Here is an 18,313-nt window from a genome sequence, read left to right on the forward strand (position 1 = left end):
ATTTGCGCCAAGACTGTCGTTATCGCGCGAACCGCCCTGCTTTCAAAGTTGCACATTCCTTGGCATGTTCCCAATCCCTGCCGTCTTTGACATCATGGCGAGGATGCGGAATGTTAAAAGGCAGAAAGCCAACAATGGGAGTAAGTCATGACGATCTACAAGAGTAACGGCGACCGCGTTCCCGATCACATCCTGGCCATGGCCGAAGACGCCAAGGCAGGCAAGATGGATCGTCGCGAATTTCTAGCTCTCGCCAGCGTCTTCGGCGCGTCGACGGCGATGGCCTATGGCATGCTTGGCCTTGCAGACCCGACGCCGGCCAAGGCGGAAGAGGTCCAGGGCAAGAAAGGCGGCGTATTGAAGGTCGCGCAATGGATCAAGGATCCGAAGGATCCGCGCAAGGCCGACTGGTCGGAAATCGCCAATGCCGAGCGCCAGGCGCTCGAGCCGCTGGTCAAATACACCACCGAATACACGTTCCGCCCCTATCTGCTGGAGAGCTGGGACGTGAATGACGACGCTACCGAATACACGCTGCATGTGCGCAAGGGCGTCACCTGGAACAACGGCGATCCGTTCTCCGCAGACGACGTCATCTTCAACCTCAAGCGTTGGGCCGACAAGAAAGCCGAAGGCAATTCCATGCCCGGTCGCCTCGGTTCGCTGGTCAAGGATGACAAGCTGGATGAGAGCGCGGTTACCAAGGTCGACGATCACACGGTCAAGCTGACGCTCAGCAAGCCGGATATCGCCCTCATTCCCAACGTGTGCGACTATCCCGGCCTTATCGTCCACAAGACCTTCGACGAGAAGGGCGGCGACTTCAAGTCCTGCCCGATCGGAACCGGCCCGTTCGAGTTGGTCTCCTACGATGTCGGCCAGAAAGTGGTCTACAAGCGCCGCGAAGACAACAAATGGTGGGATGGTGACGTCTTCCTCGACGGCATCGAGTTCATCGACTACGGCACCGATCCGGCGGCGATGGTCAGCGCTTTCGAGGCAGGCGAGGTGCACACCAACTTCGAGACGTCGGCCGACTATGTGTCGATCCTCGACGGCATGGATTTGGTGAAGTCGGAGATCGTCACCGCCTCGACGATCGTCTGCCGTACCAATGTGACCAACAAGCCTTACGGCGACCAGAAGGTTCGCAACGCCCTGCAGCTCGCGGTCGACAACAATGTCGTCCTCCAGCTCGGCTACGGCAATGCCGGCACGGTTGCCGAAAACCACCATGTCGCCCCGATCCATCCGGAATACTATGAATTGCCGAAGATTGCTCGCGACCCGGCCAAGGCAAAGGCGCTGATGGCCGAAGCCGGCCAGGCCGATTTCGAGCACGAACTGATCACGGTCGACGAAGACTGGCACAAGAACACAGGCGATGCGATCGCCGCGCAGATGCGCGACGCCGGCATCAAGGTCAAGCGTACGGTGCTGCCGGGTTCGACCTTCTGGAACGACTGGACGAAGTATCCGCTGTCGATGACCAACTGGAACATGCGGCCGCTCGGCGTCCAGGTTCTGGCGATCGGCTATCGCACAGGTGAGGCCTGGAACGAGACGGCCTGGTCGAATCCGGAGTGGGATGCCAAGCTCAACGCTGCGCTGGCAGTTGCCGACGCCGCCAAGCGCAAGGAAATGATGAAGGACATCGAGCAGATCCTGCAGGATTCCGGCATTATCATCCAGCCTTATTGGCGCAAGCTCTACAGCCATTCGGTCAAGGCGGTGCAGAACTACAAGATGCACCCGACCTTCGAGCGCGACTACGGCAAGGTCTGGCTCGACCAGGCCTGACCGGACGATCCGGAAAGGGGCGTCTCGCCCCTTTCCCTCGCTCTTTGCATGGTCCTTGGACCGGAAGTCGGCGCAGCAAAAAGTTGCGGACTCTTCGGCCTGGGTCTGCAATAAAAAGGGTATTGCATCTGGGACTGGTCTGAAGGCTTGTTCTGCCGCTGGCGGCAGCGCACGGCTTGCAAACCGGTTCCACCCCCAACCCGACCGGCAGGGGACCGCCATGCTTTCTTTCGTTATCAGGCGTCTCGGCACCATGGCAGTGACGATGCTGTGCCTGACGATGATCGTCTTCTTCCTGGTCAATCTCGGGCCTAATCTGAAGAAGCTCGCGATCAGCCAGACCGAAATGCACACATCCGCCGAGCAGCTTGAGGCTTGGCTGGTCAACCATGGCTATCGGCAGAATTTTTTTATCCGCTACGGCCAATGGCTTGGCATCATGCCCAAGCAGCCGGTGACCGACCCGGCGACCGGCAAGCCCGCACAGCGTTTCTCCTTCTGCAACGATCCGGTCGTGCCGACATTCTCCGGCATCCTGCAAGGCGATTTCGGTTGCTCGACCAAGTTCAAGACGACGGTTGCCTCGAAACTCTTTCCGGCGCTCAGCGCCACCGGCATCCTGATGCTCTGCGTGCTGGCCGTAATGGTGCCGATCTCGCTTTTGATCGGTATTCTCGCCGGCATGCGCGAGGGTTCACGCACCGACCGCACATTGTCGGTGGCTTCGATCGCCTCGACGGCGACGCCCGAATATGTTTCGGGCGTCATCTTCACCGTGATCTTTGCCTCCTGGCTCGGCGTGCTGAACGGTTCGGCGGCCTCGGCCAGCCAGGGCATCACCTTCTATAATTTCACCTTGCCGGTGATGACGCTGGCGATATACGGCATCGGCTACATCGCTCGCATGACCCGCGCCTCGATGGTCGAGGTAATGACACAGCAATATATCCGCACCGCCCGGCTGAAGGGCCTCTCCTTCGGCAGCGTGGTGGTAAAGCACGCTCTGCGCAACGCCCTGATCGCACCGTTCACGGTCATCATGCTGCAGTTTCCCTGGCTGCTCACCGGCGTCGTCATCGTCGAGGTGATGTTCCGCTACCAGGGGTTCGGCTACACCCTGGTCGAGGCCGCCGGCAACAACGACATCGATCTTCTGCTCGGCTGCTCGCTGGTCTCGGTGTTTATCGTCCTGATCACACAGCTCATCTCCGATGTCGGCTACGCGTTCCTCAATCCGCGCATCAGAGTTCAATAGGAGACCGGGCGGATGCAGGTCGAATATCTCAGCGCCTTCAACGTCGTACTCGGCGTGCTTGCCCGCTTCTGGCCGGTCTGGATCGCTCTCGCCCTGGTGATGGGGGCGAGCTTCGGCTACAAGAAGAAGCTAGGGCTTTACGGCCAGCTTTTCGACAGCGGCGTCGGCATCGTCGGCGTCGGCATCTGCCTGTTCTGGCTGTTTACGGCGATCTTCGCGTCGACCATCTCGCCCTTCGATCCGCTCGCCCAAGTGCCGATCATGAAGGACGCGCTGCCGGGCGCAATCGAGCCGGGGTCGAAACTTGTATACTATTTCGGCGGCGACAAGCTCGCCCGCGACGTGTTCTCCCGCATGGTCTATGGCAGCCAGATCGTGCTGATCATCGCGCCGGCGGCGACCGGTTTTGCGCTGATGGTCGGCATTACGCTCGGCCTGCCGGCCGGCTATTATGGCGGCAAGATCGATACGGTGCTGTCCTTCCTCGCCAACCTTGTGCTGGCCTTCCCGGTGATCCTCCTGTTCTACCTGCTGGTGACGCCGGGCATCATGGACACGCCGATCCCCTACGCGATGGCAGGGCTGTTCTTCCTGTTTCCGATCATCTTCTTCAGTGTGCTGTTCTGGACGCGCTACAAGAACCGCCCCGACCGCCTCTATATCCTGCTTGGCCTGACGTTGGTGCTTGGCGGCTGGATCTATGCGGGCCTTGTCTTCGATGCCGATCCGTTCAGGATCATCCACATCGATCCCAACCAGCTCAACATCTTCGTGGCGGTGGTGTTCGCCTCCAGCCCCGGCGTGTTCCGCATCGTGCGCGGCCTGGTCATGGACATCAAAACGCGCGACTATGTTGCGGCGGCACAAACGCGCGGTGAATCGCCCTGGTACATCATGCTGTGGGAGATATTGCCCAATGCGCGCGGGCCGCTTATCGTCGACGCCTGCCTGCGCATCGGCTACACCACGATCCTGCTCGGTACGCTCGGCTATTTCGGGCTGGGACTGGCGCCGGAAAGCCCGGACTGGGGGACGGCGATCAAGGATGCAAGCCGGCTGCTGCGCTCCTTCATCCACCCGGCGCTGCCGCCGACGATCGCATTGATGTCGTTCGTGCTCGGCCTCAACCTCCTGGCGGATTCGCTGCGCGAACAGTCTATGAAGGATTGATGCCGGCAAAGATTGACGCCGGGAAGATCGATGCCGGGTTCGGCCCGACATGCCTGAAGAACAAGGATTGGAGCGACCCATGAATGAGGCAGTTCGAAATCCCGCCAAGCCGACGAATGGCCCGATCATCGAGATCGAGAACCTGTCGATCTCCTTCTTCACCCGCAAGGGCGAGATCCCGGCGGTCATGGATTTTTCCTGCACGGTCATGCCGGGCGAGGCGATGGGTATTGTCGGCGAATCCGGCTGCGGCAAGTCGACCGTGTCGCTCGGCATCATGCGCGACCTCTCCAACATCGGAAAGATCGTCGGCGGAAAGATCAAATTCCAGGGCAAGGACATGGGAGAATTGTCCGACGAGGAACTGCGCGCCATCCGCGGCAACAAGATCGCGATGATCTACCAGGAACCGATGGCCAGCCTGAACCCGGCGATGAAGGTCGGCCAGCAGCTGATGGAAGTGCCACTGATCCACGACAAGGTGTCGAAGGACGAAGCTTACAAACGCGCCTTGGAAATGGTGCGCGCGGTGAAGCTGCCGGATCCCGAGCGCATGATGCGTTCCTACCCGCACCAGCTTTCCGGCGGTCAGCAGCAGCGCATCGTCATTGCCATGGCGCTGCTGTCGAAGCCGGCGCTGCTTCTGCTCGACGAGCCGACGACAGCGCTCGACGTGACGGTGGAGGCCGGCATCGTCGACCTGGTCAAGGGGCTGGGCGAGAAGTTCGGCACCTCGATGATCTTCGTGTCGCACAACCTCGGCCTGATCCTGGAGACCTGCGACCGCATCACGGTGATGTATTCGGGCGAAGCGGTGGAGACCGGCAAGATCAAGGACGTCTTCGACCGGATGCGCCATCCCTACACGCAAGGCCTGTTCCGCTCGATCCCGTTGCCGGGCGCCGACAAGAATTCGCGGCCGCTGATATCCATCCCAGGGCAGTTGCCGCTACCGCACGAGCGGCCGAAGGGCTGCAATTTCGGCCCGCGCTGCCACCATTTCGTCGAGGGCGTCTGCAACGCCGCCGAAATTCCGATGATCGCGGTCGAAGGCCATGACGGGCATTTCTCGCGCTGTGTGCGCTTCAACGAGATCGACTGGGAGGCGCTGCCGCCCGGCGCCAAGAAGGTCAACGAGCGGGTGGTGCCCGGTGCGCCGGTGCTCCAGATCGAAGACCTCCGGAAGTACTACAAGGTCGGCGGCAGCGAAGTGTTCGGCTCGAGCGAGGGCCGTGTCGTCAAGGCCAACGAGACGATCTCGTTCATGGCGCGCGAATCCGAGACCGTCGCTATCGTCGGCGAATCCGGCTGCGGAAAATCGACCCTGGCCAAGGTGCTGCTCGGCCTCGAAACGGCAAGCTCCGGCCGCGTCAAGCTCGGCAACAAGGAGATTCAGTCGACCGGGATCGAGAAGCGCAGCGTCGACACGGTGTCATCGATCCAGATGGTGTTCCAAAATCCGTTCGACACGCTCAATCCCAGCCATTCGGTCGGTTCGCAGATCATCCGTACGCTGGAAAAGTTCAACGTCGGCGACACAGTGGCCGACCGCCGCAAGCGAATGCTGGAATTGCTCGACCTGGTGAAGCTGCCGAGGGCGTTCGAGTCGCGCAAGCCGCGCCAGCTTTCAGGCGGCCAGAAACAGCGCATCGGCGTTGCGCGTGCCTTTGCCGGCGACGCCAAGGTGGTGGTGGCCGACGAGCCGGTCTCGGCACTGGATGTGTCGGTCCAGGCCGCGGTAACCGAGCTCTTGATGGACATCCAGCGCAAGAACAAGACGACGATGCTGTTCATCAGCCACGATCTGTCGGTGGTGCGCTACATCGCCGACCGCGTCGTCGTCATGTATCTCGGCTATATCGTTGAGCAAGGCACGACCGACCAGATATTCGCGCCGCCCTATCACCCCTATACCGAGGCATTGCTGTCGGCGATCCCGATCGCCGACACAAGCGTGGTCAAGAAGCACATCGTGCTGGAGGGCGACATCCCTTCGGCGATGAACCCGCCGTCCGGCTGTCCGTTCCAGACGCGCTGCGGCTACAAGAAACTGGTGCCGGACAACCTTTGCGAAACCAAGGTGCCGCCAGTCAAAAATCTCGGCGACGGCCATATGAGCCTGTGCTGGCTGTCCGACGACGTGCTGGCGAAAATGGAGCCGGTGATCAAATTCGACAAGGAGCACGCCGCAAATGAGGGCGTGCCGGATGATGCAAACCACGGTGTTGGCCCGGGCTTTGCCGGAGATCCGCCCAAGCGCCCGCATGGAAAGACTGGCAGCGTTGAAGCCGATGCCGAGGGCCAGGCAGTGGAGAATGCCGAAGCGGTCGCCAAAGCCCGCCGTCACGAGGTTCGCGACGAGGTTTCAGAGACCGGCACCTCAAGCTCTGCCGACAGCGCGGTGGCACCAATCATGCCGCCGACTGTCGGCGACGGCCGACAGGCCGAGGACGCCACGCGCAAGCCGCGCAAACCCAAGGGCGGCTGAGAGCCGTTAATAGGCTAGGGCGCGCATTGCCGTAGCTGCGCGGCGTAGTCCTGCGCCATCTGTTCGGTGGCATGCGCATAGCGCTGCACGTCGGCGTCGCCGCGACTGCCGCGCTTGTAGGCATTCCAGCCGAGATAGTAGGCGAGATACAGATTGTAGGTGTCGTTGCGGGCGACGCCGAGCGTGTCGGCGGTCTTGGAATGATACCAGCCGACGAAATCGACGGCATCGGCAAACCTGGTGCGGCGCGCCGCCCAGCTTCCGGTCTCGTTCTGGTATTGCGCCCAGGTGCCGTCGAGCGCCTGCGAGAAGCCGGTGGCGCTGGAGATATGTTTCCAGGGAATGAAGCCCAGCAGCTTGGTGCGCGGCGGCCTTGCGTTGCTCTTGAAGCCGGATTCCTTGCGCACCGTCGCCATCAGCACGGGAACCGGCACACCGTATTTCTGCTCGGTTCGTTGTGCCGCCGCCTGCCAATTGTCGAACCAGCCGTCATTCTGGTCGAAAACGGCGCACACATCGTTGATATGGTTCGGTGGCGTCGCGCAGGCCGAAAGCGCCAGCGGCGCGGCAATCGCTATAATTTTACTAAAACTCGACCTACGCATCGGAAGAGCATTAGGCCGAAAACATAAAAGGAATCTTGCTGTCTTCCTTAACGGCTCATCGGCCGCTTGGCCGACACTGAGCAGGTATAAACATTCCGACGTTTGTTGTCGCTTTTACCGATGTGAAATTCCCGCAATGGCGCCTTGGCTAAAATCACGCCCGCAGGTGGCGGATTCTTGACAGCTCGATCCTCGTGCCGGCGCTTTGATGCGCGGCATGAGCGAACCAAGACGCAAGCGCGGCGCCGAGCGAACCAGCAACAGGGGACCGACCGCCATCCCGCAACTGCCGCTCAGGCGGGTGACAAATCCTTATCCGCCGATGGCGATGCTCTCGGCCGACCAGATCGAGGCGATCCACCAGGCGTCAATGCATATCCTGGAGAATTTCGGCATCGAGGTGATGAGCCCGCGGGCGCTGTCGCTGTTCGAGAAGGCCGGAGCCAAGGTCGATCATGCCACGATGAACGTCCGCATCGATCGCGGCATGATCGAGGAAGCGCTGAAGACGACGCAGTCCAGTTATACGCTGACGCCGCGCAATCCCGCCCATGCCGTCCACCTCGGCGGCAATACCATCAACTTCACGCTCGTCGCCGGGCCGCCGAATGTGCACGACATGGAGCGCGGCCGCCGTGCCGGCAATTTGCGCGATTATTCCGATCTCGTCCGGCTGGCGCAGCATTTCAACTGCATCCACATGCTAGGCAACCAGGTCTGCGCGCCGGTAGAATTGCCGGCGAATTCCCGTCATCTCGACACTTATTTCGCCAATCTGACACTGACCGACAAAAGCTTTCACGTCTCGGCCATCGGCCGCGGCAGGGCGCTCGACGGCATCGAAATGATGGCAATCGCGCGCGGACTGACACTTGACGAGATGCGCCACGATCCCGGCGTCACCACGATCATTTCGGTCAATTCGCCGCGCCGCTTCGACGAGATGATGGCCGAGGGGCTGATGACGATGGCCGAGTTCGGCCAGTCGGTGGCGGTAACGCCATTCACGCTGATGGGAGCGATGAGCCCGGTGACGCTTGCCGGCGCGCTCGCCCAGCAGAATGCCGAGGCGCTGTTCGGCGTGGTGCTGACGCAGCTCGTCCGCCCCGGCGCGCCGGTGATGTATGGCGCCTTCACCTCCAATGTCGATATGAAATCGGGAGCGCCGGCGTTCGGCACGCCTGAAAACACCAAGGCGAATATCGCGTCCGGACAGTTGGCGCGGCGTTACAACCTGCCTTATCGCACAACGCCGGGCTCGGCTTCCAATGCCGCCGACGCGCAAGGCGCCTATGAGACGCTGATGGCGCTGTGGGGCGCGGTGCTCGGCCATGGCAACCTCGTCTACCATGCCGCCGGCTGGCAAGAGGGCGGACTGACAGCGTCGTTCGAAAAGTTCATCATCGACGTCGAGATGATCCAGCACATGATGGAGTTTTTGCGCCCGATCGAGGTCAACGAGGCCGAGCTTGCCGTCGAGGCTCTGGGTGCGGTTCCGACCGGCGGCCACTTCTTCGGCGAGCCGCACACGCTGGAGCGCTACGCCACGGCCTTCTATCAGCCGATACTGTCCAACTGGCAGAATTTCGAGGCTTGGCAGGAAGCTGGTGGGCTAGACGCCACGGCGCGAGCGACGAGGCTGTGGAAGAAGGCGCTGGAGGACTATGTCGAGCCGGTGATGGAAATCTCCAGACGCGAGGCGCTTGAGGCGTACGTGGCCAAGCGCAAGGAAGCGATCGGGGCGGGCGAGCCTTAAGCCGCTCGTCTTGTTCGGCTTCATTCTCTTCTCCTCCAGAATCATGAAACCCATCCAACTCTTTGAAACGACGAGAATCCCATGAAATCGCATGCAAAGGTCGTGGTTATCGGCGGTGGCGTTGTCGGGTGCTCCGTGCTGTTCCATCTGGCCCGGCACGGCTGGACAGACATCGTGCTTCTGGAGCGCGATGAATTAACCTCCGGCTCGACCTGGCACGCCGCCGGCGGCATGCACACGATCAATGGCGATCCCAATGTCGCCAAGCTGCAGAAATACACAATCTCGCTCTACAAGGAGATCGAGGAACTGTCCGGCCAGGCGACCGGCGTGCATTTGACTGGCGGCGTCTTGCTGGCAGCGACGGAGGCGCGGCTCGACTGGCTGCGCGGCGTCGTCGCCAAGGGCCGCTATCTCGGCATCGAGCTCGAGGAGATATCGCCTGATGAGGCGGCCGAGCTGATGCCGTTGCTCGATCCCACGCAGTTCGTCGGTGCCGTGCGCAACAAGGAGGACGGTCATCTCGACCCGTCCGGCGTTACCCACGCCTACGCCAAGGCGGCGAGGAAGCTTGGTGCCGAGGTCGAGCGTTTCACCAAGGTCGAGGACATTGTGCGGCGCGCCGACGGGTTGTGGCGCGTCATCACCAACAAGGGCGAGGTTGTGGCCGAACATGTCGTCAATGCCGGCGGCCTGTGGGCGCGTGAGGTCGGCCGCATGGTCGGGCTGGAGCTGCCGGTGCTGGCGATGGAGCACATGTACCTGATCACCGAGGACATGCCGGAGGTCGCCGCCTGGAACCAGAAGACCGGCACGGAGATCATCCATGCGGTCGACTTCGACGGCGAGCTCTATCTGCGCCAGGAACGCGGCGGCATGCTGATGGGCACTTATGAAAAGGCCAACAAGCCATGGTCCGAATTCCAGACGCCATGGAATTTCGGCCACGAACTGCTGGAGCCCGATATCGACCGCATCGCACCGTCGCTGGAGGTTGGCTTCCGGCATTTCCCGGCGTTCCAGAACACCGGCATCAAGCAGATCATCAACGGACCCTTCACCTTCGCGCCGGACGGCAATCCGCTGGTCGGGCCGGTGCGCGGCCTGCCGGGGTTCTGGGTGGCCTGTGGTGTCATGGCGGGGTTCTCGCAGGGCGGCGGCGTCGGCCTGGCGCTGTCGAACTGGATGATCGAGGGCGATCCCGGCGCCGACATCTGGGCGATGGATGTGTCACGCTACGGTGACTGGGCCACGATGGCCTATACCAACGCCAAGGTGCGCGAGAATTATTCGCGGCGGTTTTCGATCCGCTTCCCGAACGAGGAACTGCCGGCTGGGCGACCGCTCAAGACGACGCCGGTCTATGATCTGTTGTCGGCCGAGGGCGCGCAATGGGGCGTCGCCTATGGGCTGGAAGTGCCGCTGTGGTATGCGCCCGAAGGGGTCAAGGACGAATTCTCCTGGCGCCGCTCGAGCGACTTCGAGCATGTCGCGAAAGAAGTGGAGACGGTTCGGCAACGCGTTGGTCTGTCGGAAATCTCGTCATTCGCCAAATACAGAGTCACCGGTGAGGACGCAGCAACCTGGCTCGACAGTATGCTCGCGTGCAAATTGCCAAGGCCCGGCCGCATGACGCTGGCGCCGATGCTGAAGGAAGACGGCAGGTTGATCGGCGATTTCACGCTGGCCAATCTCGGCGGTCCAAATTCTGCAAGCAAGGATTGGTTCCTGGCCGGCAGCGGTGTCGCCGAGCAGTACCACATGCGCTGGTTCGAAGCGCATCTGCCGAAGGACGGCTCTGTTAGCATCGAGGCGCTGGGAGCAAAACTCACCGGCCTGTCGATCGCCGGGCCGAGCGCGCGGAACCTTCTTGAAAAGGTCACACGATCTGACGTGTCGAATACGGCCTTTCCGTTCATGGCCATCAGCAGGATGGATATCGGCATGGCACCGTGCCTGGTCGGGCGCGTCAGCTACACCGGCGACCTCGGCTACGAAATCTGGGTGGCGCCGGAATATCAGCGTGCCGCCTATCAGGCGCTGATGGCGGCAGGCGAGGAATTCGGCATCGGCCTGTTCGGCTCGCGCGCGCTCAATGCGCTGCGGCTCGAGAAGAATTACGGCTCATGGGCGCGCGAATACCGGCCGATCTATGGGCCGCTGGAGGCCGGCCTCGACCGCTTCGTCGCCTATGGCAAAGAGGCCGATTTCATCGGCAAGCAGGCAGCGCTGGCGGAGCGCAAGCAAGGCGGCAGACTGCGGTTGCGGGCCTTTGTCGTCGATGCTGCCGATGCCGACGTCATCGGCGACGAGCCAATCTGGTATGGCGGTGCCGTGCGCGGCTGGGTCACGTCAGGCGGCTACGCACATCATTCAAAAAAATCCGTCGCCATGGGTTATGTGCCGAAAGAGATCGCCGATGAGGCCAACGGTTTCGAGATCGAGCTATTGGGCAAGCGTTACGCCGCACGTATGCAGCAGACACCGCTGTTCGACGCCAATTTCGAGCGGATGCGCGGTTGAGGAACCGAGTGGCATGGCGAAGTCGCCGTGCCGGTGGCACGATGAAAGGGGGAGGACGATTTCGCGATAGTGAAAATTCTTTCGCGCGGTGACCTTTGGTTTTATTGTCGAGCTGCGGCGGAAGGCTGGGCAATTGCTTCGGAGGTCCACCATGCCCGACGTGTATGCGCAGATCACAACCGCTGATCCGGCTGTTGTCGCGGTTCTTATCAACGCGATGGAGTTGCGGGCCGCAGACCCGCGCCAGAAGGCAATTCGCCACTCGTTTTTCTCGTCGATCGATTTTCCGGAAAGGGCACGCGTCCTCGAAGGCGGCTGCGGCTCGGGACCGATCAGTCGCGAGCTTGCGCGCTGGCCGGGGGTGAACGAGGTTGTTGGGCTCGATCCGTCGCCGATATTTCTGGCGAAGGCGCGCGAGCTTGCCGCGGATATCCCCAACCTGAACTTCGTCGAAGGGGATGCCAGGTCGCTGCCGCACGAGGACAACTCGTTCGATGTGGTCATCTTCCATACCTGCCTGACCCATGTGCCCGGTCCCGAAAAGGCCCTGACGGAATCGTTGCGCGTGCTTCGCCCAGGCGGCTGCCTGGCGATCTTCGACGGCGATTACGCGACGACGACGGTCGCCATCGGCGATCATGATCCGCTGCAGGATTGCGTGGATGCCGCAATGGCGGCGCTGGTGAATGACCGCTGGCTGACGCGCCGGCTGCCGCTGCTGGCGAAATCGGCGGGCTTTGTCGTCGAAAAATTCGACAGCTACGGCTACGCCCAAATTGCCGCGCCCGACTACATGCTGACTCTGGTCGATCGCGGCGCCGATATTCTGGCCGGCTGGAAGCGACTCGACAAGGCGCTTGGCGACGGGCTGAAGCACGAGGCGCGCCGGCGTGTCGAAGCCGGAGAGTTCTTCGGGTTCATCGCCTTCGCGGGCCTGATTGCGCGCAAGTCGGCCTGAGCGCGCGCTGATCCGCCCGGCTACGATGTTTTGCGGTTGTCCAGTGCCAGGGCGCCGGGGCCGGCGAATACCAGATAGAAGAAGATGAAGCAGAAGGAGATCGCGGCATCGCCGCCATTGTTGACCGGGAAGAAGCTCTGCGGCATGTGCGCCATGAAATAGGCGATCGCCATCTCGCCGCTGAGAAGGAATGCCACCGGCCTGGTGAAAAGCCCCAATACCAGCAGGATGCCGCCTCCGAATTCCAGGATGGCCGCGGTCAGCGATAGCGCGCTCAGGGCGCCGGCATGGTCGCCGACGGGGAAATTGAACAGTTTCTGGGTGCCGTGCTCAATGAACTGCAGCGCCGTCATGATGCGCAAGGCGGCAAGGGCGAACGGTTGATATCCGGCGAGGCCTTCGAAAAGCTTCATCTACGACTCCATTTTCACCTAGCCCGGCCATAGGTCATCGCCAAAGGCCGGACCATTCAAATAGTCCGGCCTTCATTCAACTGTCGGTGAGTGAGTCGTGAGGCGTGCTGCAGCCTTGGGGCCGCACGATGGCGGCCCCCAATTGGCGCGGCCTGTTACCGCGTCGGTGCCATTAGCGCGAAATGGGCGCCTTGCGGATCCGTGCACTGTACGATCCAGCTGCCGCCGGGGACCTCCATCGGACCCATCAGGATCTTGCCGCCATTGTCGGTGACGCGCTTGGCTGCCGCGTCGATGCCGGGCACGTTGAAATAGAACTGCCAGACCGGCGCCGGGATCTGCTCGGGCTTGTTCATCATGCCGCCAACGGGCTCGCCGCCGAAGGCGAAAAGCTGGTAGACGCCCATCGGACCCATATCCATGGCGTCGCCCTTCTCCCAGCCGAACTGGCTGGAATAGAAATCGAACGCCGCCTTCCAGTCTGACGTGTAGAGCTCATGCCAGCCGATGTTGCCGGGGGTCGCCAACGGTAGCGGCGGCTGGTCGGGGCCGCTGGGCTGCAGGAAGTTGAACATCGCGCCTTGCGGGTCTGCAACGACGGCGAAGCGGCCGACGCCAGGAATGTCGTCGGGCTCGCGGTGAACCGCGCCACCAGCCTTCTTGAGGGAGGCCGTTGCGGCATCGATGTCCCTGGTGAGGATATAGCCGACCCAGGCCGGCGGCATGCCCATCTTGCGCGCGTCATCGGGCAGCGTCATCATCCCGCCGACGCCGCGCTCGCCGACATTCATGACGATATAGCGCGGCATGCCCTGGGCCCCTTCGAAAGGCTGCCCCCTCCAGCCCACCACGGAGGTGTAAAACGCCTCGGCGGCGTCGAGATCGGTGGTCATCAGCTCGTACCAGAAGAAGGGCATGGGGGACTGTGGCATTGTCGTGCTCCTTGCGGTTTGTACATCGATCATGCGCGATCCATTCTAGGACGATCTTCACGACGAAAATCCGACAGCCAACCAAAAAAGATGACGGCAAATTGGAAATGTTACCGGGTTGCGCGCCCTGCGGTTTTCGACTTTGCTCGCAGTCAACGAGGGGTTGTTGATCCATGCGCCGGATGTCGCTCACTTCCGAACTTGTCGCGCTGTGCCATCGGGAGGAGGCCGATCCCGGCCCCGATGGCAGCTGGACGCAGCTGACGGACGAAGACTTCAGGGCCCTTTGCCTTCGGTGATCAAAACCAACGCTAAGCTTACCAGGCTGACCACTCAGTCCAGCAACGGCAGTGCCGCTATGGCCAAGCTTCCCTGTCGGCGGCTTTGGTAACATGAGTACACTTGTCATGTTTATTCGTGGCTTTTCAGCAGTTTGCGCCGAAAATTGACCAATTGATAAAAAAACAAAACGTGCTAGCCTTCCCCAAAACAAGAACATGGGGAACTGACGATGCCAGAAGGCCAGTTCAAGCAAGGCATTGCCGGCGGGCGGCTCTCGCCGGACCAATATGCCGACAATTTCGCCGACCTGCACCCGCCACTCGATCATCACGAGGCGCTGGTCGAGTCCGACCGCTGCTATTTCTGCTATGATGCGCCGTGCATGAATGCGTGTCCGACCTCGATCGACATCCCGCTGTTCATCCGCCAGATTTCGACGGGCAATCCGATCGGCTCAGCCAAGACCATTTTTGACCAGAACATTTTGGGCGGCATGTGCGCCCGCGTCTGCCCGACCGAGACGCTATGCGAAGAAGTCTGCGTGCGCGAGGTGGCCGAAGGCAAGCCGGTGCAGATTGGTCGCCTTCAGCGCTACGCCACCGATGTCGCCATGGCCGAAAACAAGCAGTTCTACAACCGCTCCGAACCGACCGGCAAGACGGTCGCTGTGGTCGGCGCCGGACCGGCCGGGCTTGCGGCCGCGCATCGGCTCTCCCGCTACGGCCACGACGTGACCATCCTGGAAGCCCGCCCGAAGGCCGGCGGCCTCAATGAATACGGTATCGCCGCCTATAAGAGCGTCGACAATTTCGCCCAGGCTGAAGTCGACTATGTCACGTCGATCGGCGGCATCGACATCCAGAACGGCAAGGCGCTCGGCCGTGATTACCAGCTGTCGGACCTGACCAGGAATTACGATGCGGTGTTCCTCGGCATGGGGCTTGCCGGCGTCAATGCCTTGCGAGCGGATGGCGAGGAGGCGCAAGGCGTCAGCAATGCCGTCGAGTTCATTGCCGAGCTTCGTCAGGCCAGTGATCTGGCCAGCCTGCCGGTCGGCCGGCGTGTTGTCGTCATCGGCGGCGGCATGACGGCGATCGACGCGGCGGTGCAATCGAAGCTGCTCGGAGCCGAAGAGGTGACGATCTGCTATCGGCGCGGCCCGGAGCACATGAATGCCTCCGAATTCGAGCAGGATCTGGCTGCCGCCAACGGCGTCATCATCCGGCACTGGTTGCAGCCGAAGCGGGTCATTGCCGATGCCGGCAAGGTGTCGGCGATCGAGCTCGAATACACCGCGATGGACAGCGACAGGCTCGTCGGCACCGGCGAGCGGCTGACGCTCGTCGCCGATCAGGTGTTCAAGGCGATCGGCCAGAGCTTTGTCCCGGCTGCGCTCAACGGCAGCGGTGCGGAGGTCGCGCTGGAAGCCGGCCGCATCAAGGTCGATGCGGAAGGGCGCACCTCGCTGGCCAATGTCTGGGCTGGCGGCGACTGCATTTTCGGCGGCGACGACCTGACTGTTTCAGCCGTCGCGCAAGGCCGCGATGCGGCGGAGAGCATTCATCGGGCACTGACCTCGAACGGGAGGGCATGAGCATGGCAGACATCCGCAACAATTTCGTCGGCATCAAGTCGCCGAACCCGTTCTGGCTGGCTTCGGCGCCGCCGACCGACAAGGCCTATAATGTCATTCGCGCCTTCAAGGCGGGCTGGGGCGGCGTGGTATGGAAGACGCTCGGCGAAGAGGGCCCGCCGGTGGTCAACGTCAACGGTCCGCGCTATGGCGCGATCTGGGGCGCCGACCGTCGTCTGCTCGGCCTCAACAACATCGAGCTGATCACCGACCGCGACCTGCAGGTCAATCTGCGCGAGATCAAGCAGGTCAAGATGGACTGGCCCGACCGGGCGATCGTCGTCTCGCTGATGGTGCCTTGCGAGGAGCATGCCTGGAAGGCGATCCTGCCGGTAGTCGAGGAGACCGGCGCTGACGGCATCGAACTCAATTTCGGCTGCCCGCATGGCATGTCGGAACGCGGCATGGGTGCGGCGGTCGGCCAGGTGCCGGAATACATCGAAATGGTGGTGCGCTGGTGCAAGGCCAACACCCGCATGCCTGTCATCACCAAGCTGACGCCCAACATCACCGACATACGCAAGCCGGCACGAGCTGCCCTTGCCGGCGGCACCGACGCGGTGTCGCTGATCAACACCATCAATTCGATCACCGGCGTCAATCTCGACAATTTCGCACCGGAGCCGACGATTGACGGCAAGGGTTCGCATGGCGGCTATTGCGGCCCGGCGGTGAAGCCGATCGCCATGAACATGGTGGCCGAGATCGCGCGCGACCCGGAAACGAAGGGCCTGCCGATCTCCGGTATCGGCGGCATCACCACCTGGCGCGACGCCGCCGAGTTCATGGCGCTTGGCGCCGGCAATGTGCAGGTGTGCACGGCGGCGATGACCTATGGCTTCAAGATCGTGCAGGAGATGATCGCCGGCCTGGAAAACTGGATGGACGAGAAGGGCCATGCCTCGCTCGACGACATCATTGGCCGCGCCACTCCCAACGTCACCGACTGGCAGTATCTCAACCTCAACTACGTCGCAAAGGCGCATATCGACCAGGAGGCCTGCATCAAATGCGGCCGCTGCCACATCGCCTGCGAGGACACCTCGCACCAGGCCATCACCAGCATGGTCGACGGCGTCAGGCATTTCGAGGTGATCGAGGCCGAATGCGTCGGCTGCAATCTCTGCGTCAATGTCTGCCCGGTCGAGAACTGCATCACCATGGAGCCACTGGCGGTTGGCGCGATCGATGAGCGCACTGGTAGGCCAGTGTCGCCGATCTATGCCAACTGGACGACGCATCCCAACAATCCGATGGCCAAGGTGGCGGCGGAATAGCATTTCGAAAAAAGCGGCGTCCATGGGCGCCGCTTTTTGACTTTCCTATTGCGGATAAAAGATATCCAAGATAATCTATATCCATGAACAGGAGAGCGAAATGAAGCTGGGCGAAGGCGTCGAAGCAGCCATCCACTGCGCCGCGATGCTCGCCGGCGTTGATGGCGCCGCGACCTTGCCAGGTGCTGCCATGGCCGAAGCGTTCGGGCTGTCGCCGAGCTATCTGCTTAAGCATCTCAACGCGCTGACTGCGTCCGGCATTCTGGAATCAGTGCCGGGGCCGTCCGGCGGCTACCGGCTGGCGCGGCCGGCGGAACGCATAACGCTGCTCGATATCGTGCTGGCCGTCGAGGGGCGTGAACCGGCGTTCCGCTGCGCCGAAATCCGCCAGCGCGGCCCAGCGAAGCTCGATGCCTCGGTCTATGCCAAACCCTGCGGCATCAACGTAGCCATGCTGAAGGCCGAGCGCGCCTATCGCGCCGCGCTCGCCGACGCCTGGCTGTCCGACATCGTTGCAGAATACACCGCCGATGCCGATTCCCGTTCGGTCGCCGCGAACTGCGCCTTCGTCGAGCGCCATCGGCGGCCGCAGAAATCAAGTTCAACCAAGCAAGCATGAAAGGCTACAGACGATGAAACAGAGGCTGCAATTTTTCGGCGCGGCGCCGGAGATCATGAAGGCGGTGTCAGCGCTCAACAAGGCAGTCGACGAATGCGGGCTCGAAAAAAGCCTGTTGCATCTGATCAAGCTCAGGGCGTCGCAGATCAACGGCTGCTCGTATTGCGTCGAGATGCATAGCCGCGAAGCGCGCCGCGACGGCGAAAGCGAGCAGCGGCTCTATCTCGTCTCCGCCTGGAAGGAATCGCCGCTGTTTTCAGAGCGCGAACGCGCGGCCTTGGCCTGGACCGACGCGCTGACCAGGATTGCCGACAACGGTGTGTCGGACGAACTCTATGCAAGGACGCTCGAATATTTCTCGGAAGAGGAGCTGGTCAAGCTCTCGGTTGCGCTCGGCATGATCAACACCTGGAACCGGCTTTGCGTTCCGTTTCATGCAATCCATCCGATGCCAGCAGTCTTGGCCGCCTGAGCATGGACCAGGGGGGGGGGGGGGGGGGGGGGGGGGGGGGGGGGGGGGGGGGGGCGGCGCGGGCGGCGCGGGGGGGGAGGGTGTTTGGTTGGGTGGGGGGGGGGGAGGGGAGATGCGACGGCGGGGGGGG

14 protein-coding genes and 1 pseudogene are annotated in these 18,313 nt (G+C 62.1%); 12 read left to right on the top strand and 3 right to left on the bottom strand.

The window, feature by feature from the left end:
* The first annotated feature begins 147 nt into the window (after positions 1 to 147).
* From NKH04_RS22540 to NKH04_RS22555, 4 genes are all read left to right on the top strand, one after another.
* Positions 148 to 1,800, top strand: coding sequence for an ABC transporter substrate-binding protein (locus NKH04_RS22540; protein ID WP_352473524.1), 1,653 nt, complete (start codon positions 148 to 150; stop codon positions 1,798 to 1,800).
* 220 nt (positions 1,801 to 2,020) lie between these two features.
* Positions 2,021 to 3,055 carry an ABC transporter permease gene (locus NKH04_RS22545; protein WP_352473525.1) on the top strand — a complete coding sequence of 345 codons (1,035 nt, stop codon included), beginning with the start codon at positions 2,021 to 2,023 and terminating at the stop codon, positions 3,053 to 3,055.
* A 12-nt stretch (positions 3,056 to 3,067) separates the two neighbouring features.
* On the top strand, positions 3,068 to 4,225 hold the full coding sequence (locus tag NKH04_RS22550) for an ABC transporter permease (RefSeq protein WP_353044996.1): 1,158 nt from the start codon (positions 3,068 to 3,070) through the stop codon (positions 4,223 to 4,225).
* 79 nt (positions 4,226 to 4,304) lie between these two features.
* On the top strand, positions 4,305 to 6,713 hold the full coding sequence (locus NKH04_RS22555; RefSeq protein ID WP_353044997.1) for a dipeptide ABC transporter ATP-binding protein: 2,409 nt from the start codon (positions 4,305 to 4,307) through the stop codon (positions 6,711 to 6,713).
* Positions 6,714 to 6,727: 14 nt separating this feature from the next.
* Here NKH04_RS22555 and NKH04_RS22560 read toward each other — a convergent pair whose 3' ends face one another.
* Entirely contained in the window at positions 6,728 to 7,318 is a 591-nt protein-coding gene (locus tag NKH04_RS22560) for a transglycosylase SLT domain-containing protein (protein ID WP_352453201.1), read from the bottom strand.
* A 217-nt stretch (positions 7,319 to 7,535) separates the two neighbouring features.
* Between NKH04_RS22560 and NKH04_RS22565 the strand changes: the two genes are divergently transcribed.
* The 3 genes from NKH04_RS22565 (at position 7,536) to NKH04_RS22575 (ending at position 12,555) form a co-directional block, all read left to right on the top strand.
* Positions 7,536 to 9,074, top strand: coding sequence for a trimethylamine methyltransferase family protein (locus tag NKH04_RS22565; protein WP_353044998.1), 1,539 nt, complete (start codon positions 7,536 to 7,538; stop codon positions 9,072 to 9,074).
* An 81-nt stretch (positions 9,075 to 9,155) separates the two neighbouring features.
* On the top strand, positions 9,156 to 11,597 hold the full coding sequence (locus tag NKH04_RS22570) for a GcvT family protein (RefSeq protein ID WP_353044999.1): 2,442 nt from the start codon (positions 9,156 to 9,158) through the stop codon (positions 11,595 to 11,597).
* Positions 11,598 to 11,748: 151 nt separating this feature from the next.
* On the top strand, positions 11,749 to 12,555 hold the full coding sequence (locus NKH04_RS22575; protein ID WP_352473532.1) for a class I SAM-dependent methyltransferase: 807 nt from the start codon (positions 11,749 to 11,751) through the stop codon (positions 12,553 to 12,555).
* Positions 12,556 to 12,575: 20 nt separating this feature from the next.
* On the opposite strand, the gene NKH04_RS22580 is transcribed toward NKH04_RS22575, so the two are convergent.
* Both NKH04_RS22580 and NKH04_RS22585 read right to left on the bottom strand, forming a co-directional pair.
* Positions 12,576 to 12,968 carry a DoxX family protein gene (locus tag NKH04_RS22580; protein WP_352473533.1) on the bottom strand — a complete coding sequence of 131 codons (393 nt, stop codon included), beginning with the start codon at positions 12,966 to 12,968 and terminating at the stop codon, positions 12,576 to 12,578.
* 155 nt (positions 12,969 to 13,123) lie between these two features.
* The gene (locus NKH04_RS22585; RefSeq protein ID WP_352453197.1) at positions 13,124 to 13,900 is read right to left on the bottom strand and encodes a VOC family protein; all 777 of its coding nucleotides are present in this window, start codon (positions 13,898 to 13,900) and stop codon (positions 13,124 to 13,126) included.
* 173 nt (positions 13,901 to 14,073) lie between these two features.
* Here NKH04_RS22585 and NKH04_RS22590 point away from each other — a divergent pair.
* The 5 genes and pseudogenes from NKH04_RS22590 to NKH04_RS22610 form a co-directional block, all read left to right on the top strand.
* Positions 14,074 to 14,196, top strand: a pseudogene (locus NKH04_RS22590) (gamma-glutamylcyclotransferase); the annotation flags it as partial.
* Positions 14,197 to 14,411: 215 nt separating this feature from the next.
* Entirely contained in the window at positions 14,412 to 15,776 is a 1,365-nt protein-coding gene (locus NKH04_RS22595; protein WP_352820330.1) for an NAD(P)-dependent oxidoreductase, read from the top strand.
* A gap of 2 nt (positions 15,777 to 15,778) precedes the next feature.
* The gene (preA, locus tag NKH04_RS22600; RefSeq protein WP_352542429.1) at positions 15,779 to 17,092 is read left to right on the top strand and encodes an NAD-dependent dihydropyrimidine dehydrogenase subunit PreA; all 1,314 of its coding nucleotides are present in this window, start codon (positions 15,779 to 15,781) and stop codon (positions 17,090 to 17,092) included.
* Between the two features lie 100 nt (positions 17,093 to 17,192).
* Positions 17,193 to 17,711, top strand: a complete 519-nt coding sequence (locus NKH04_RS22605) for an RrF2 family transcriptional regulator (protein ID WP_352542428.1) — start codon at positions 17,193 to 17,195, stop codon at positions 17,709 to 17,711.
* A 13-nt stretch (positions 17,712 to 17,724) separates the two neighbouring features.
* A complete protein-coding gene (locus NKH04_RS22610) occupies positions 17,725 to 18,183 on the top strand; it encodes a carboxymuconolactone decarboxylase family protein (protein ID WP_352505556.1) in 459 nt (152 codons plus the stop codon).
* Positions 18,184 to 18,313: the final 130 nt, after the last annotated feature.

The organism is Mesorhizobium sp. M1365 (genome assembly GCF_040317865.1).
In the GTDB taxonomy this organism is placed as follows: domain Bacteria; phylum Pseudomonadota; class Alphaproteobacteria; order Rhizobiales; family Rhizobiaceae; genus Mesorhizobium.

Coding starts and splice junctions, on each gene's coding strand:
- NKH04_RS22555 (WP_353044997.1), top strand. CDS start 4,305: ATGAATGAGGCAGTTCGAAATCCCGCCAAGCCGACGAATGGCCCGATC.
- NKH04_RS22595 (WP_352820330.1), top strand. CDS start 14,412: ATGCCAGAAGGCCAGTTCAAGCAAGGCATTGCCGGCGGGCGGCTCTCG.
- NKH04_RS22580 (WP_352473533.1), bottom strand. CDS start 12,968: ATGAAGCTTTTCGAAGGCCTCGCCGGATATCAACCGTTCGCCCTTGCC.
- NKH04_RS22560 (WP_352453201.1), bottom strand. CDS start 7,318: ATGCGTAGGTCGAGTTTTAGTAAAATTATAGCGATTGCCGCGCCGCTG.
- NKH04_RS22605 (WP_352542428.1), top strand. CDS start 17,193: ATGAAGCTGGGCGAAGGCGTCGAAGCAGCCATCCACTGCGCCGCGATG.
- NKH04_RS22540 (WP_352473524.1), top strand. CDS start 148: ATGACGATCTACAAGAGTAACGGCGACCGCGTTCCCGATCACATCCTG.
- NKH04_RS22585 (WP_352453197.1), bottom strand. CDS start 13,900: ATGCCACAGTCCCCCATGCCCTTCTTCTGGTACGAGCTGATGACCACC.
- NKH04_RS22610 (WP_352505556.1), top strand. CDS start 17,725: ATGAAACAGAGGCTGCAATTTTTCGGCGCGGCGCCGGAGATCATGAAG.
- NKH04_RS22575 (WP_352473532.1), top strand. CDS start 11,749: ATGCCCGACGTGTATGCGCAGATCACAACCGCTGATCCGGCTGTTGTC.
- NKH04_RS22565 (WP_353044998.1), top strand. CDS start 7,536: ATGAGCGAACCAAGACGCAAGCGCGGCGCCGAGCGAACCAGCAACAGG.
- NKH04_RS22545 (WP_352473525.1), top strand. CDS start 2,021: ATGCTTTCTTTCGTTATCAGGCGTCTCGGCACCATGGCAGTGACGATG.
- preA (WP_352542429.1), top strand. CDS start 15,779: ATGGCAGACATCCGCAACAATTTCGTCGGCATCAAGTCGCCGAACCCG.
- NKH04_RS22570 (WP_353044999.1), top strand. CDS start 9,156: ATGAAATCGCATGCAAAGGTCGTGGTTATCGGCGGTGGCGTTGTCGGG.
- NKH04_RS22550 (WP_353044996.1), top strand. CDS start 3,068: ATGCAGGTCGAATATCTCAGCGCCTTCAACGTCGTACTCGGCGTGCTT.